The sequence below is a fragment of the Nannocystis bainbridge genome (assembly GCF_028368995.1).
Classification (GTDB): Bacteria; Myxococcota_A; Polyangia; order Nannocystales; family Nannocystaceae; genus Nannocystis; species Nannocystis bainbridge.
The window spans coordinates 269,241-284,775 of record NZ_JAQNDL010000004.1 but is presented as its reverse complement, the minus strand read 5'-3'; the positions used below and the strand labels follow the sequence as shown (position 1 = coordinate 284,775).

9 protein-coding genes are annotated in these 15,535 nt (G+C 71.7%); 5 read left to right on the top strand and 4 right to left on the bottom strand.

Features of this window, described 5'->3' with window-relative positions; genetic code table 11:
• Positions 1-10: 10 nt before the first annotated feature.
• Genes POL25_RS38550 through POL25_RS38540 form a run of 3 tightly spaced genes read right to left on the bottom strand, consistent with a single transcriptional unit; the run spans position 11 to position 4,694 of the window.
• Positions 11-1,258, bottom strand: a complete 1,248-nt coding sequence (locus POL25_RS38550; RefSeq protein WP_272091394.1) for a hypothetical protein — start codon at positions 1,256-1,258, stop codon at positions 11-13.
• A gap of 23 nt (positions 1,259-1,281) precedes the next feature.
• Positions 1,282-4,101: a protein kinase domain-containing protein gene (locus POL25_RS38545; RefSeq protein WP_272091393.1), complete on the bottom strand. Its 2,820-nt coding sequence runs from the start codon at positions 4,099-4,101 to the stop codon at positions 1,282-1,284.
• An 8-nt stretch (positions 4,102-4,109) separates the two neighbouring features.
• Positions 4,110-4,694 carry an RNA polymerase sigma factor gene (locus POL25_RS38540; protein ID WP_272091392.1) on the bottom strand — a complete coding sequence of 195 codons (585 nt, stop codon included), beginning with the start codon at positions 4,692-4,694 and terminating at the stop codon, positions 4,110-4,112.
• A gap of 495 nt (positions 4,695-5,189) precedes the next feature.
• On the opposite strand from POL25_RS38540, the gene POL25_RS38535 reads away from it, so the two are divergent.
• Complete coding sequence (locus tag POL25_RS38535; RefSeq protein ID WP_272091391.1) at positions 5,190-7,391, top strand: beta-propeller domain-containing protein; 2,202 nt, start codon at positions 5,190-5,192, stop codon at positions 7,389-7,391.
• Between the two features lie 46 nt (positions 7,392-7,437).
• On the opposite strand, the gene POL25_RS38530 is transcribed toward POL25_RS38535, so the two are convergent.
• Positions 7,438-9,216 (bottom strand): glycoside hydrolase family protein, encoded by a 1,779-nt coding sequence (locus POL25_RS38530; protein ID WP_272091390.1) that lies wholly within the window; start codon positions 9,214-9,216, stop codon positions 7,438-7,440.
• A 452-nt stretch (positions 9,217-9,668) separates the two neighbouring features.
• Here POL25_RS38530 and POL25_RS38525 point away from each other — a divergent pair, with 452 nt between their 5' ends.
• The 4 genes from POL25_RS38525 (at position 9,669) to POL25_RS38510 (ending at position 15,512) form a co-directional block, all read left to right on the top strand.
• On the top strand, positions 9,669-11,228 hold the full coding sequence (locus POL25_RS38525; RefSeq protein WP_272091389.1) for a hypothetical protein: 1,560 nt from the start codon (positions 9,669-9,671) through the stop codon (positions 11,226-11,228).
• Positions 11,229-11,759: 531 nt separating this feature from the next.
• Positions 11,760-13,694 (top strand): SDR family oxidoreductase, encoded by a 1,935-nt coding sequence (locus POL25_RS38520; protein WP_272091388.1) that lies wholly within the window; start codon positions 11,760-11,762, stop codon positions 13,692-13,694.
• 49 nt (positions 13,695-13,743) lie between these two features.
• A complete protein-coding gene (locus POL25_RS38515; RefSeq protein WP_272091387.1) occupies positions 13,744-14,349 on the top strand; it encodes a hypothetical protein in 606 nt (201 codons plus the stop codon).
• A 5-nt stretch (positions 14,350-14,354) separates the two neighbouring features.
• Positions 14,355-15,512, top strand: a complete 1,158-nt coding sequence (locus POL25_RS38510) for an RAD23 family protein (protein WP_272091386.1) — start codon at positions 14,355-14,357, stop codon at positions 15,510-15,512.
• Positions 15,513-15,535: the final 23 nt, after the last annotated feature.

Genomic DNA, 15,535 nt, shown 5'->3' with positions numbered 1-15,535 from the left:
TCGTGAGCCATCAGCGTCGCCGCGGGATCGCGGCCATGCGCTGCGCCACCGGGCGGAACATCGCCAGCGCCGCGATCGCCACCAGCGTGGTCAGCCCGATCATCCCGAAGAAGAACCCATCGCCGTGGCTCGACCACGGCGTGGCGAAGTAGTTCATCGACTCCACTACGTCGGTGTGATCGAACAGGTCGCGCGACGTGGCGATCGCCATCCCGGCGATCAACGTGGCCGCCGGCGCGAGCAAGCAGGCTGCGACCAGCAGGCGCAGCTGAAGCCCGGTCGGACGGGTCAGGAGGCCCAGCACCGCGACCGGCAGCGCGCCCGCGCACACCGCCACCGTGAGCAGCGACGACAACCCCGAGTGGGCCGCGTAGGCGCTGCTGAGGAACGTCAGCGCGACCCACACCGCCCCGAGCGCGGCGGCCGATTCGAGCAGCAGGCGCAGCGAGCACGTGCGGGCGATCGTGAGGCCAGTGGCCGCGATCACGGCCATGAACCACACCGAGAAGAGGTGAGATCGGCTCGGATAGGTCTCGATCGCGCCGAGCCCGTGCGCGACCTGCAGGTTGCTCAGGTTGGCCCCGGCGCGCGACTCGCCGTAGCGGGCGACCACCGCCGTGAATGCCTCCAGCCGTGTGTTCACGGCGCCGCACTCGTCGCAGTCGATCCGGTTGAACTCGTCACCATCGCGCTCGAGCGCCACGAACTCCGCAGGCACGAGGGTCGCTGGCGACGGCATCGGTCCCGCGCAGAAATCCTTGCCGAACATGCGCTCCTCGTCCCTCGGCGAGCAGCGATACGTCTGCCGCGGACGATCGAACGCCCTCAGCGCATTCACCCCCTCGTTGAAGCTCCGCATATCCGCCTGATATTGCGCCTGCGGCACCCGCTCGACCACGCGCGCGCGCAGCAGCGACGTCGCCGCCAGCGGCGGCAGGAGAATCGCCACCAGGCACACCAGGTTGAGCACGAACGTCAGCCCGCCGCCGTCGCGGCCGCGCACGCTGACGTGGCGCAGCACCCGGAATTGCAGCCACGTCCAATAGAGCGATCCGATCGTGCTCAGCGCCAGCAACGACAGAAAGAACGGCCGCAGGCTCGGCACGCTGTCGACCGCGACCGGCACCATCGCCGCGATGACCAGCGCCGCGGCGGTGGCCAGCAGCCCCAGCGCCACCGTCCCATGAAAGCGCATCGTCCATAGGTGCGGCCGGTTGAGCAACAAATAGCGGTCGAGCCGCCCCCACGCGGCCACCATTCGATATCGTGAATAGGTCCCTCTCATGACGCATCTCCCCTGAAAAAACGCACGCAAGATTGCGTGATGTTGCGGAAGTAATCGACGCTGCCGTGGCGGGCCAGCAGCGCCCGCAGCAACCTGTCCTCCGGGACATCTGCCGGCACTCGCACGATCCAGCGCTCGCCCGCGCGATGGGCCGTGAGCGCGAACTGCTGGCGCACCGCGTCGAGCAGGTCCTGCGAGATCGCGCCGCCGAGCTCGTACACCCGCTCGTCGCCGCGACCCGCCACTGCGCGGGCCGGGCCGCAGAAGCGCGGCCGACCCGACTGGTGCAGGCACAACAGCGTGTCCGCGATCGACTCGACCTCGACGATGTGCTGCGAGCTGAGCAGGATCGGCAGCTGTTGCCCGTCCATGTCGGCGAGGTCGCGGAGGTCCCGCAGGAAGGTCTCCTGCGAATTGATGTCGAGCGGCGCCAGCGGCTCGTCCAGCACCAGCAGGCGCGGGCGCGCGACCATGACGCGCGCGAGCTCGAAGCGCATGCGATAGCCGCCCGACAGCTCGTGCCACTGGGCGTCGCGGTAACGCAGCAGGTCGAGGCGGTTGAGGTAGAACTCGACCTCGATCGCGTTGTCCTCGCCGACCACCCCGTGCAGCGCGGCCCAGCGGTGCAGGTTGTCGCCGAGGCCGCCGAACCACCGCTCCGGGCGCTGCGCGACGTAGCCGATCTGCGGCAGCACCCGCTGCCAGTCGGTCGTCCCGCGCGCGACGCCCGGCGGATCCAGCCGCGGATAGGCGACGCGGCCGACATCGGGCGCGAGCTGGCCGGCGACGATCCGCAGCAGCGTGGTCTTGCCGCAGCCGTTGGGCCCGACCACCCCGGTGATGGTCCCGGGATGCAGCGCCAGCGAGACGTCGCCCAGCACCTGATCGGCGGCGCGGTTGCGGCGGCCGTACGACTTGCCCACCGCCTCGGCGACGAAGATCGCGTCGCTCGCTCGCGGAGGCTCTTCGCCGCGGCGCGCGAGGAACAGTCGCCGCGCCCTCTGCAGGTCGCCGCGTCGCAGCTCGTCGGTGCGCGCGGTGATCGCCAGCTCGTCCGGACCCGCCGACACCAGGCTGCCGGCCGACTCGAGCAGCGCGGCCAGCAAGGCGAACCACGCGTCGTCGCTCCCGCGGGCGGCATGAACGCCGGCGTGCTGGCTCGCCTGCTCGGCGAGGGCGCCGACCGCCGCGAGCTGCGAGCGCGAGGCCCCACGCACCCGCGCGAGGTCCAGGAGCCGCTTCGATGCCCGCACGCCGTCGTTGCGGCGGACCTCCGCCAACACCTCCTGGTAGAGCCCGAGCGTCGCGCTCTCGTGGTCGACGACCGGCTCGCCAAAGCCCTCGCGCCGCAGCTCGAGCAGGCGCGCGGCGAGGTCGCGGATCTCGAGCAACAAGCGCGCCGCGACCTCGCCGTCGTCGGCCCCGTCACGATGCGCCCGCACGCGCGCGGCCAGCAGATGCAGGCGCTGGACCAGCGGGTGGTGCAGCGGCAAGCCGCGGCTCAGGCCGAGCAGCCGCTCGAACAGCGAGGCGTCGTCCCGGGTCGCGAACATGGCGCCGAGGTCGGCGGCCGTGGAATGCTGCGGATCTGGCAACAGCTGCCCGTGCGCCGCAGCGAGCACGCGCAGGTCGTCGGCGTCGCCGGGGCACATGAGCGCGAGCCGCTCGAACAGGTCGATCGCCACGCCGCCGGGCACGCCGAGCTGCTCGCCCAGCGCGCGGCAGACCCGGTCGATCGGCGCCGGCGCTTCCGCGTGCTCGCGGAGCATCCGCCGCAGCTCGGCGGCCTGCAGCAGCGCCGCGCCGATCTCGGCCTCGCCCAGCGCACGCTCGTCGCGGCCGCTCTTCGGCTCGCCGTGCAGCGCCCGCTCGAGCGCCTCCGCCAGCTCCTCGCCGCTGCGCACGCGGTCGTCCGGCGCGCGCGCGAGGCAGCGATCGATCACCGCCGCGATCGCCGGCGCGACATCGGGGGCGACCGAGCGCAGCGGCGGCGCGAGCCGATTTACGCGCTGCAGCAACGACGCCAGCGCCGTGTCGGCGGCGAACGGATACTTGCCGGACAGCAGCCAGAAGCCGACCACCCCCAGCGAATAGAGATCGCTGCGCCCGTCGAGTTCGACGCGCTGCGCCTGCTCCGGGCTCATGAACAGGACCGTGCCGACCAGGTGATCGGCGCCGGTGATGCCCGCGTCGCCGACCTGCTGGGCGATGCCGAAGTCCGACACCAGCGCGCGGCCCGTGGCCCGCTCGAGCAGGATGTTCTCGGGCTTGACGTCGCGGTGCACCACCCCGCACGCGTGCGAGTACGCCAGCGCCCACGCGACCTCGCGCAGCACCTTCACCACCTCGACGACCGGCATGCGACCTGCGCGGCGGATCCGCTCGGCGAGCGTCTCGCCCTCGACGTAGGCCATCGTGAAGTAGGCGAACGGCCCGGCCTCCTCGGCGTGCAGGATCGGCACGATGTGGGGGTGCGACAGCTTGGCCACCGTCCGCGCCTCGCGCAGGAATCGGCGCTGATGCGCCGCGCTCTCGCCGTGCGCGCGCGGCAACACCTTGAGCGCGACGCAGCGCTCGAGCCGATGGTCGTGGCCGAGGAAGACGACCCCCATGCCGCCGCGTCCGAGCTCGCGCTCGATCCGGTAGCGGTCGCCGATCAGCGCGCTGAAGGCCGCGACGTCCTCGGCCGGGAAATCGAAGGCACCCCCGGCCGACGCATCGGCGGTCGCGGCCTGCTCGCGGTGCTCGGCGAACAGGCGCATGAAACGATCGCTCGCGCCGCTGTCGTGCTCGGTGATGGGCTCCGGCTCGCGCATGATCTCTCCTACTTCCGCTCCAGGCGCTCGAGCGCCTCGTCCATCAAGCGTCGCGCCCGCGACAGGCGCGAGCGCACCGTGCCCTCGGGCAGCGCGAACATCTCCGCCAGCTCCGGACCGGACAGCTCCTCGACGTAGCGCGCCTCGGTCAACAGCTGCAGCTCGAGCGGCAGGCTCCGCAGCGCCAGCTCGAGCTGCTTGACCCGGCGCTGCAGCGACAGCTGCTGGCTGAGCGACGGCGCCAGCGTCTCGAGGCTCTCGACCTCCGGATCGAAGTCGCGGCCGCCGCGGTAGTTCTTGCGGTGATACGCGAGCAGCGTGTGGCGGGCGATGCCGTACAGGTACGCGCGAAACGTCGTGCGAATCGCATCCAGGCCGCCGCTCTCCGGCCGCAGGTCGGCCCGGCGGCAGGCCCCGGTCAGCGCCAACCAGGTCTGCTGGACCATCTCCTCGACGTCGGCGGGCTGCACCTTGGCGGCGAAGAAGCGGCGCAGCTTCGGCTCGAAGCGCCGGCACAATTGATTGCCGGCCGCTGCCGCGCCGCTGCGCCAGCGCTGCAAGAGGTCGAGGTCTGGGTCGCGGCCCGTGGTCATGGTTCCCGCCCTTCGTCGCGAGCTCGCCGAGAATCGTTCTCGGATGGGCTCACTTAATTTGAGATGTTTCTCACACTTACCTGCGCCGGTCCAGACGCCCGTTGCGGACCCGGGGAGGCGCGCTCCACGACCGCGCTCCCGCTCGCGACGCGAACCGTCGCCGACCACGACGCTCGCTCGCCTGCTCGCGCAGCGGCGGCTCCGCATCTTCTCCGCCCCGCTCTCGACCTGTCCCCGAGGACATCCCACACGACCTCGACGACAGATCGACGCCTTCGCTCCGCCGGTGAGGAGCGAGCCGGCAGACGCGTACGCCGGACGACAGCCGCGCGCCTTTCGTGGCCGAGCGTGCTTGCCGACAGGACCGACCTCCTCACGATTGCCGAATGGGGTCGGGTCGCGCGTCGCTGCCGAATGGGGCGAACGGCTGCTCGCTCGCGGTCTGATACGCCCGCGCGCCTCGACCCCGCTCGATGATTCGAGCAGGAGATCACGATGCGTGGACCACGAAGAATCGCTGCACTCACCCTGGCGCTGCTGACGCCAATCTCTCTCCATTGCGACTCCCCGGCGCCTGCCGACCCGGTCGCCGGAGCGCCCGCGGAGGGCCTGTTCGGCCCGCCGGCGTCGCCCGCCCTCGCCGGCGACGCCTCGCCGGCCGACGCCCCGCGCCAGGGCGCCGCCGCCCTCGATCGCGCCGACTCGTGCGACGACCTGGCGACCGCCCTCAAGGCTACCGCCATTCAGGAGATGGAGGCCAGCCTTCACAACAACCTGACCATGGCCCTCCAGGCCGTCGCCAGCGACTGCGGCGATTGGGGCGAGGAAGAAGAGGAGGAGGAAGAGGAAGAAGAAGAGGAGGAGACCGGCAGCGACGCCGCCAGCGACTACTCCGAAACCAACACCCAGGTCGCCGACGTCGACGAGGCCGACTTCGTCAAGAACGACGGCAGCTACCTCTACATCCTCGCCGGCGGCCGCTTTCGCGTCCTCGACGCCTGGCCCGCGGACCAGGCCCACGAGCTCGCCTCCGTCCCGCTCCAGGGCACCCCGAAGCGGATGTACGTGCACGGCGACACTGCCGTCATTTACGCCTCGCTCGAGTACGTCGACCCCTCTCTCGGCAGCGATCCCTGGTCCGACGCCGCCGTCGAGCCCGACTGTACCTACGGCTACGATTGCGAGTTCACCGGCGACGGCCGCAAGCTGCTCGTCACCGTCCTCGACCTCGCCGATCGGGCCAAGCCTCGCCTCGTGCGCGAGATCGAGTTCAACGGCTCGTACCTCAACTCGCGGCGGATCGGCGACGCCGTCCACACCGCCCTCGTGTTCCCCGAGCTCGACGTCGGCGGCATGACCTACTGGCCCCAGAGCCTGCCCGACGCCTGGTGCGGCCTCGGCCAGCAGGGCTTCACCACCCAGGACGTCCTCCAGCGATTCGAGGCGCTGCGCCTCGCCAACCTCCAGCAGATCGAGCAAGCCCCGATCAAGGACCTCCTGCCCTCGGTGCGCGACACCTGGCACCTCGGCGGCGTCACCTGGACCATGCAGGGGCCGCTCAGCGCCTGCGATGAGGTCTTCTTGTCCTCGACCGGCGACAGCCGCTCCTTCGTCTCGCTGGTCTCGCTCGCCGTCGGCAAGCTGGCGCCCCTCGCCACCACCACCATCATGAGCCGGCCCGGCCCGGTCTACGCCTCCAAGGATTCGCTGTACCTCGCCGTGCGACACGACAAGGCCCAGTCCGCCGCCTGGTTCCCCGAGCTCGCCGCCGACGTCAACGAGGCCACCAGCGTGCACAAGTTCGCCCTCGACGGCGCCACCTCCGAGTACGCGGCCAGCGGCGCCGTCAAGGGCCGGATCCTCAACCAGTTCGCCATGGACGAGTACGAGGGCGCCTTGCGGGTCGCCACCACCAGCGGCTGGCTCCCCGACCCCGACGTGCACAGCACCGTGATCGTGCTGCGCGAGAAGGGCTCGCGGCTGCGCGAGGAGGGCCGCGTCGACCACCTGGCCCCGAGCGAGGACATCCGCTCCGTGCGCTACAAGGGCGACATCGGGTTCGTCGTCACCTTCAAGAAGACCGACCCGCTGTTCGTCCTCGACCTGTCCGACCCGCGCGCCCCGAGCGTCGCGGGCGAGCTCAAGATCCCCGGCTTCTCGACCTACATGCACATCCTCGACGACGACCACCTCCTGACCATGGGCTACGACGCCGCCGATCAAGGCGACTTCGCGTGGTTCGAGGGCCTCCAGCTGCAGATCATCGACACCACCGACCTCTCCCAGCCCGTGGTGCTCGACAAGGAGGTCATCGGCACCCGCGGCTCCACCTCCGAGGCTGCCACCAATCACCTCGCCTTCACCTACTTCCGCTCCCGCGACCTGCTCGCGGTGCCGATGACGATCTGCGCCGGCGGCAGCGGCGGCGACTTCGGCGACCTCATGACCTTCAGCGGCCTGCTCGTCTATCGCGTGACCATCGCCGGCGGCTTCGAGCTGCTCGGCGGCGTGCCGCACGAGGCCCCGGAGACCCCCGAGACCGCGAGCGGCAAGTGTAACAATTGGTGGACCGACTCCAACTCCAAGGTGCAGCGGTCCGTGTTCATGGAAGACTGGGTCTATTCGATCGCCCGCGACATGATCCACGTCGCGCACATCGACGACCTCGCCCACCCCGTCGCCTCGATCCCGCTGTGACGGCATTCGGCGCGCGCGTCCTCCCGCCCCGGCGGCGGGAGGGCCGTCACGCGCCGGGCTCGTCGTCGGCGTCGGGCTCGTCGAGCTCGCCGGGCCCGCCCACGCCGTCCTCGTCCTCGCCGCCCGGCCACCGCCGCGCCCGGTCCGCGAGCCCCAGGCGCTCCGCCAGCGGCGGCTCGGGCAGCTCGATCAGCGGCCCGGCCGGCAGCGCCTCGATCATCATGGCGTAGGCGTTCATCGCGTGACAGACCGAGTCGGTGCGGACGTAGCGGTCTTGCGTGGTCCAGAACAGCCCGCCCGTGGCCATCGCCGGGTCCCGGGCCACGAACGCGTTGGCCGGCGAGTACGTCGACTGCATCAACTGGCGCAGCAGCAAGATCACCGCGGCGGCGAGCCGGTCGCGTCGTTCGGCCTCGTCCTCGCGGCAATCGCCGTGCAGCGTCGCCAGCACCTCGGCCAGCCAGCCCGCGCCGCTGCTCGACAGCGAATCGGGCCAGCGGCCGTGGCGATAGACATCCCCGGGCTCGACGATCTGCCGCGCCAGCAGCTCGTCCGCGCACGCGAACGCCTGCTCGCGCCGCGCCTCGTCGCCGCTGGCGCGCGCGAAGTCGAAGAGCGCCAGGATCGCCCACGAGCTCGAGATCGGGTTGGGCGTGCGATAGTCGTCGCCGAGATAACAGCCCTCGGCCTCGACCTTGCCTGCCAGGTGTCCGGCCGTGAGCGCCGCCGCCTCGAGGTAGCTCGCCTCGCCCGTGGCCGTGTGCAGGCGCGACAGCGCCGACAGCACCTGCCCCGTGTAAAGGATCGAAGCCTTCTCGGTCACCTTCCAGGTCCCGTCCGGCAGCCGGCGCAGCTCCGGGCGCACGCTGCCGTCGGGTCGTTGCATCGTCAGCAGCCAGTCCCCCGCCAGCCGCGCCGCCGCCATGAACTCCTCCCGACCGGTGCGCGCGTGCAGCTCGATCAGGCTGAAGATCGATTTCGCCGCGGTCCCGACCACGAACCTCGGATCCGCCTCGTCGAGGTTCAGGTCCAGCGAATAATAGAACGCGCCGTGGCTCGGCTGCCCCGGCGCCACGCTCTGCATCGCCAGCAAGAACCCCGCCGCGCGATCGATCGGCGCCTGCAGCCCCTCGTCCGCCAGCGCCAGCCAGGTGAAGATCGTCGACGCCGTATAGATGGTGTGCAACCGGCGCTCGAATTTGTCGGTCGGCGCATCGTAGTATTTGTGAACCCCCCCGAGCGCCGGATCGGTGACGCGCACCAGGTATTCCCGGCCCTCGTCGATGCGCGCCGCCACCATCGCTCGATCGAGCATCCGCACGGGCACGAGCCCGTGCACCAGCTCGATGCCTCCGCCCGCGTACTCGACCATGTCGTAGCGGCGATCGGTGAGCTCGACGACGAAGCGGGCCTGGACCACGTGCTTCGCCTCCGGCCCCGCCGCCGCGATCGCCCGCACGGTCGCCTCCGCCAGCGCCGGGCACAGCGCGGCGCCGATGGAAGTCCCGCGCCCCACCGCCGCGCCGCCGTAGAACATCTTCACGGTCACCCACAGCGGCTGCGAGGCCACCCACGGCACGCTGCATCCGGCCTCCGGCTCACCCTCGGCCACCTGGCGCACGAATCCGATCACCCGGTCGCGAAACCCGTCGTTGTCGAGCCCGGCCAGCGGATCCTCGAGCGCCTCGGGCGAGCTCCTGCCCGCGGGCGCCAGCCCCTCGCCTTCCCCCGCCGGACAGCCCGTCGCCAGCGACGCCGCGAGCGCCAGCCGCCTCGCCCTGCAGCCCATGCTCGAGTGCCCTCGCGAGAAGATGAGACGCCGCATGTTTCGACCTCGCCGCCGGCCGCGCTGCGAGCCCGCACGCGCGCCCCGGATCCATCCGATCAGGCTAGCCGCGGTGCGCCTGCCCACAACCCGGCGCCACGCGCGAGCGCGAGACGATCACAGCGAATCCTCGATATCGCGCCGACCGCCGCGCTCGCCTCGCCGTCGATCCTCCACCCATTGTGATGCCCCCGCGCCAGGGTTCGCCTCCGCCCCGCGAACGCATGCGCCCGCGCCCGACCCCCCTCGGGAATTGCGGCAGCACCCGCCCCGCACCCGTCACGCCCCAATTCGCGGGCCATGCCCGGTGCTTACATTCGCGCCGTCGATTCGCCGCCGCTTGCGGCCGGGCGCAATCGTGCCACCACCATCGTCCGCGAGGCCCCGGGCCCCCGCGCCGGCCAACATCCTCGCCGCGCCCGATCTCCGCCTGCCTGCGGGACAGTCGGGCCATGAACCATGAAACATCGCGACGCGCGTGGAGCCTGGTCCTCGGATTGACGGCCGCGTGCAACGGCGGCGGTGGTGCCACCACCGCCAGCACCGACGCCACCTCGACCGCCAGCACCAGCGGTGGCAGCGAGACCGCGGACCCACTCCCCACCGGCACCACCGGCACCACCGGCACCACCGGCACCACCACGAGCGCCGCCACCACCGACACCCCGACCACCGGCCCCGAGCCGACCACCGGCACCACCGGCGTGCCCGGCTTCGATTGCGACGGGGAGGTCGACAGCGCCTGGGGCCTCGGCGACGACGTCGGCGACCTCGACGGCGACGCCTGGACCCCCGGGCGCGACCGCGACGGCCGCGTCAATTGCGTCTCGTGGCAGACCGTCCCGCTCAACCGGTGGGTCCGCGTCGTCGGCACCCGGCTCGACGCCCTCGACGCCGAGGTCAAGGCCGCCATCCCCGGCTGGGAGGACCGCGGCAACGAGGATTGGAACGGCGTGCTCGCCGACTGGGTCGGCATGGCCTGGGACACGCGCAAGGGCAGCGAGCGCGGCTGGGTCACCGTCGGCGGCGGCCACGACGGCTCGTCCAACGACGGCGTGTACAAGCTCGACGTACGGGCCATGAAGTGGAGCATCGAGCGCTTGCCCAGCGACAGCAGCAAGTGGCCCGCCGAGTACAGCGCCAGCTTCACCAACTTCAACCCCGCCATCGCCTACTACGAGAACGACCCTGCCAACCTCGAGGGCGTGTACAGCGACGAGTTCTTCGACCCCGAAAACCCGGACATCTCCACCCGCACCCCGACCTCGCGCCACACCTATGGTTCGACCGTGTTCGTCCCCGAGCTCGGCGACGCCGGCAAGATCCTCATGGGTTGTCGCCGTTACTGGGAGTACGACATCGCCACCGCGACCTGGTCCCTGCCCAAATTCCCGTTCGACGCCGCCGCCGACTACTCGGGGGAGACCGGCTACACCGGCGAGAACATGAACGGCTGGTGGAACGCCGCCGAGGGTCGTTACTACGTCGCGGCCACGCAGAACTACAATCAATCACAGACGTGGTCGGTGCTCGCCGGAGGCGGCGAATTCCGCTGGGAGGGCGGCTACCCGATCGGCGGATGGGGAGCGCTCAGCACCGCCCAGGATCAGCGCGGTCAGGCCCTCCACTCGCTCGTGTACGAGGGCGGCCGGCCGCACACCATGCTCCTCACCGATCTCGACACCCGCGAGGTCACCTACCAGGAGCTCACCTACGGCCCTTCGACCGAGGGGCTGATGTTCGATCCGCAGGGCGGCTCCGACGGCGGCACCCTCGCCCACATCGCCGAGACCGGCCGGTACCTCACCAACTTCTATCCCATCGGCGAGGGCATGCTGTGGGCCTGGATCGACGAGGCCACCTGGACGCTCGAGCGCGCCGAGATCGCGGGTGATTATCCCGTCGAGGTCAACTGGAACACCGAGACCAAGCTCGAGTACTTCCCCGACATCCACGCGCTCGTGTGGGTCAACGTCGGCGAGGAAGACATCCGGCTGATCCGCCTGCAGTGAATACGATATCGACGATTCGCCGCGGACGCACATCGTTCTTCGCGGCGAATCGCAGCACGCGGCGCCGCTGTTGAACCGGGGTCACCGGTCGAGGTTCAATTGCGCGGGCGAAATCGCGGCCCGCGTCGCCTGTCCTTCGGGACATTCTACCAATCCACGCGTCAGCACCTCCGGCGGCGCCCGGGGGTCCGCGCGGCGCGGGCGCCTCGCACCGGCGTGATTGGGGTCCATCGTCCTCGCGTCCCACGGAAGAGGCCTCGGTCGAAGCCTGTGACAGCGTGGGTGCGCCGGTGTGGCCAATGACGAATCATCGCCATGCACGGTCGCGGGCGGCGCACCCACACCGGGGTGGCGGTGGCAGGGCTGTTTCGCCGCGCCACGGCAATTTGTGTCTACCAATATTCAAACGGACGTGTATCATCATAGTCAGCTCGAAGATCAGCGCAGCCCCCGCCGCTCCCCGCGGCGTCTGGACGCGCATTGCCAACACCTTCACGGCCGCTCCGGCTCCCCGGCGCGAGGAGGACGACGATGACGAGGTCGAGCGATAATTCCATCGAAGCGGTCTGGCGTTCGGCCTCCGATCGCCTCGAATTCGACGACCCTCGCGTCCTGCTCGACGCGATCGAGACCGTGCTGCTCGCCAGCGGTCTGCTCGCCGCCGCCGCCGTGACCGTCCACGACGGGGCCCACGGCGGCCCGATCCTCGTCGCCCACCTCGTCCCGGCCACGCCCGCCGATTTCCGCCCGACCGCGCTGCTCGAGCGCTTGCAGGCCGAGCTCCCGGGCTGCCCGCAGCCCTCGCGGTTCGTCCTGCTCGACGCGCTCCCGCTCGACGCGGCCGGCGCGGTCGATCGCCGGGCCCTCGTCGAGGGTCAGCCGCAGTCGGGCATGTTCAGCTCCACGGCGATGATCGCGGCCACCTACGACCCGCTCGCGGCGCAATTGGCGACGCTGTGGGCCGAGGCTCTCGGGGTCGCCGTGGTCCTGCCCGACGACGATTTCTTCGACCTCGGCGGCGACTCGCTCAAGGCCGCGCGCCTGGTCCTCGCCATCGCCGCGGCCTACCGGGTCCAGTTCCCGGTCCACGCGCTCTACGAGGCCCGCACGCTGCGCGCGTGCGCGGCGGTGGTGCAGCGGGCGCAGCGCGGCGAGGACGCGCTGAGCGGCACGGGTCCCGAGCGCTGGCTGGCCGACGCGCGCCTGCCGGCCGACATCCGCGCCACGCTCGCGGGCACCGCCGAACGGGCCCGCGCGGCGGTCGACGCCTGGCGGACCGGCGAGGTGTTCCTCACCGGCGCGACCGGCTTCCTCGGCTCGTTCATGCTGCGGGACCTGCTCACCACCACCACCGCCTGTGTGCATTGTCTGGTGCGCGGCGACAACCTGCAGGTCGGAATGCTGCGACTGCGCCAGGCCCTCGCCCGCTACGGCCTGTGGCACGAGTCGTTCGCCCGGCGGATCCGCGTCGTGCCCGGCGACCTCCGGCGGCCGCGCTTCGGCCTCGACGCCGCCAGCTTCGAGGCGCTCGCCTACACCGTCGACGCCGTGTTCCACGCCGGCGACCACCTCAACTTCGTCGAGCCCTACCTGAGCCACCGCGCGACCAACGTCGGCGGCACCGCCGAGGTGCTGCGCCTGGCCGCCACCGGCGTGCCCAAGCCGCTGCACCACGTGTCCTCGATCGCCGTGTTCGGGCCGAGCGGCTTCTTCGGTGGCGCCGCGCGCGTGCACGAGGACGACGACCTCGACGACTACCTGCAGCTCCTGAGCTTCGATTTCGGCCACGCCGCCAGCAAGTGGGTCGCCGAGGCGATGGTGTGGGAGGCCGCGCGCGCGGGCCTGCCGGTCACGGTGTACCGCCCCGGGCTCGTCGTCGGCGACAGCCGGACCGGCGCCGGCAACCCCGAGGACTTCATGGGCCGCCTGGTGCGCGGCGCGATCCAGCTCGGCGCCTTCCCGGACCTCCCGCGTCAGCGCATGGAGTTCGTGCCGGTCGATCAGGTGAGCCGCGCGATCCTGCATATCGCCGGCCAGCCTGGGCATCAAAACCGCGCCCACCATTTGCTCCCGAGCGACCCGCGGCTCTCGGTCGACATCAATGATTTCTTCGCCCTGGTCGCCAGCTTCGGCTACCGCCTGTCGCGCTGGCCCTACCATCAATGGCTGGACCGCGTGATCCAGGACTGCCGCGAGCGCGACAACCCGCTCTATCCGCTGCTGCCGATGCTGTCCGAGCGCGTCTACAAGGACGAGCTGACCCGCTGGGAGCTCCACGAGGACACGCCGGTCTATGACGTCGCCAACGCCGCCTGGGCGCTGTCGGGCAGCGACATCGAGTTCCCCCCGATCGATCGCCTGCTGATGGCCAAGTACCTCCGGCGCTGGCTCGCCGCCGATCGTCTGCCATCGGTGCGCCGCCCCAGGTCGAGCCCGACCCCCGCCGCCCAGCTGCCCGCCCGCTGAGCCGGCGACCGGCGGCGCCGGCCGCGACCCGCCGTGGTAGTGTCGCCGCATGTTCGCGGCGCAGCTCCTGGCCGTCGTCGTCGCGGCTGCACCGGCCGACCCCTCGCCCGCTGCGCCCGCGCGCATCGACCTGCCCGAGCCGCGACCTGTCCCTCGGGTCACCCTCACCGAAGCCCCGCGCCGGCCCTACTACGGCCTCTCCAGGCGGCGCGTCTCGCTCGGCTTCCGGCTCGGCCTCGGCCTCGGCGCGCGGCTCGCCGGCCAGCGCAGCGACACCGCCCACTTCGCCCTCGACGGCCTCCTGTTCGCCCGCGCCGGCCTCCATCGCGGCCGCAACCAGGCCGCTCTGTTCCCCACGATCGGCTACAGCCTCGGCGCCGGCAAATTCACCCGCGAGCACCTCCTGCTCGCCGGCCTCGGCCTCGGCTTCATCGGCAAGGACGACGCCGGCATCGCGGTCGTCCCGGCGCTCGTCGTCGGCGCCGCCGAGCGCCAGCTCGTCCTGGGCGTGCGCACCTCGCTGCTGCTCGACGTCGGCCGCCTCGGCCTCGTGCCCGAGATCGCCCATCAATACCTCGACCTCCCGACCGGCCCCCGCCACGAGCTGCGGCTGATGTTCGGCATGGACCTGATCCGGATCTTCAAGGCCAGGTGATCGCCATGCTGCGCCGCGCCACCTCGCTCGCCCTCGTCCCCGCGCTCGCCTGCGGCCCCTCGCTCGCGCAGCTCGAACGCGGGCACCACTACGGCGAGGCGATCTGCGGCGCGCGCGAGGGCGCCTTCCCCGAAGGACAGGTCGCAAAGGTCATCCGCGAAGCGCTCGACCCCGCCGTCCACGTCGCCGCCGTCCCGCACGCGCAGCTCGTCGCCGCCCTCGGCGACGACGCCCCCGAGCTGCAGCGGTTCGTCTTGCTGCGGATCACCCACGACTCGAACACCATCCCGCTCGACTACTTCACCGCGAGCTTCACCCTGCGCAGCGATCGCCCGTTCGGCGCCACGCCGAACGCTGCCGGCGAACCCACGCCGACGAACGCGACCCCCCCGGGCCCGACCCCCGCCGACGCGACCAGTGATTCGTCGGCCGCCGTCGCTACCACGAATCACGCACCGCCAGGCTCGACCCCCGCCGATGCGAAGGGCGGCCCGACCACCGAACCGAAGGGCGACCCGTCCATCGGCCCGACCACCGACGCGATGCGCGACACGTCCACGGGCCCGACCACCGCCGACCCATCGGGCGCTTCGCCGCTGCTCGCCGCCCAGGCCCAAAAGCGCGTCGCGCTGCAGCCGGCCGACCTGCCGCAGCTCGCCGCGGTGTTCGGCGAGCGGCTGCCAGGCTCTCGCACCGTCGGGCCGGGCGCCGTCGAGTCGGCGCTTCACGTCGTCGGCGTCGTCAGCGGCGTCGTCGTCGGCATCGCCTCGCTCGGGCTCCTCGGCCGCTCGCTGCGCAACCGCCCCGGCCCGCGCGCGCACACCGAGTACCCGACCGACGCCGAGCTGCGGCGCGCCGCCCCGCGCGCGGCCCGGCTCTTCGACGCCGTCAGCCACCTGCAAGCGAGCTGCCCGGTCCGGCCCGGTGCGCGCTGCCACACCCTCGTGCTCGCCCCGCGCCCGTCCGACGCGTCCGCCGAGCTCGCCCTCGCCGTCAACCTCCGCTACCACTCGGGCAGGGGCGAAGCGTGCGGCTTCGCCGGCCTCGACGAGACCCTCGAGATCGCCCTGCCGCCCGGCCCGACCCTCGAGGCCCGCCTCCACGCCGCCTTCGGCGACGACATGCGCCGCCTCGTCGTGAGCGCGACGCCGTCCTCGCCCTGACGCCGCCCGGGTGCGTCAAGACA

Excerpts from the sequence above, each read along its gene's own strand:
- POL25_RS38550 (WP_272091394.1), bottom strand. The coding sequence starts at position 1,258 with ATGGTGGCCGCGTGGGGGCGGCTCGACCGCTATTTGTTGCTCAACCGG.
- POL25_RS38545 (WP_272091393.1), bottom strand. The coding sequence starts at position 4,101 with ATGCGCGAGCCGGAGCCCATCACCGAGCACGACAGCGGCGCGAGCGAT.
- POL25_RS38540 (WP_272091392.1), bottom strand. The coding sequence starts at position 4,694 with ATGACCACGGGCCGCGACCCAGACCTCGACCTCTTGCAGCGCTGGCGC.
- POL25_RS38535 (WP_272091391.1), top strand. The coding sequence starts at position 5,190 with ATGCGTGGACCACGAAGAATCGCTGCACTCACCCTGGCGCTGCTGACG.
- POL25_RS38530 (WP_272091390.1), bottom strand. The coding sequence starts at position 9,216 with ATGCGGCGTCTCATCTTCTCGCGAGGGCACTCGAGCATGGGCTGCAGG.
- POL25_RS38525 (WP_272091389.1), top strand. The coding sequence starts at position 9,669 with ATGAACCATGAAACATCGCGACGCGCGTGGAGCCTGGTCCTCGGATTG.
- POL25_RS38520 (WP_272091388.1), top strand. The coding sequence starts at position 11,760 with ATGACGAGGTCGAGCGATAATTCCATCGAAGCGGTCTGGCGTTCGGCC.
- POL25_RS38515 (WP_272091387.1), top strand. The coding sequence starts at position 13,744 with ATGTTCGCGGCGCAGCTCCTGGCCGTCGTCGTCGCGGCTGCACCGGCC.
- POL25_RS38510 (WP_272091386.1), top strand. The coding sequence starts at position 14,355 with ATGCTGCGCCGCGCCACCTCGCTCGCCCTCGTCCCCGCGCTCGCCTGC.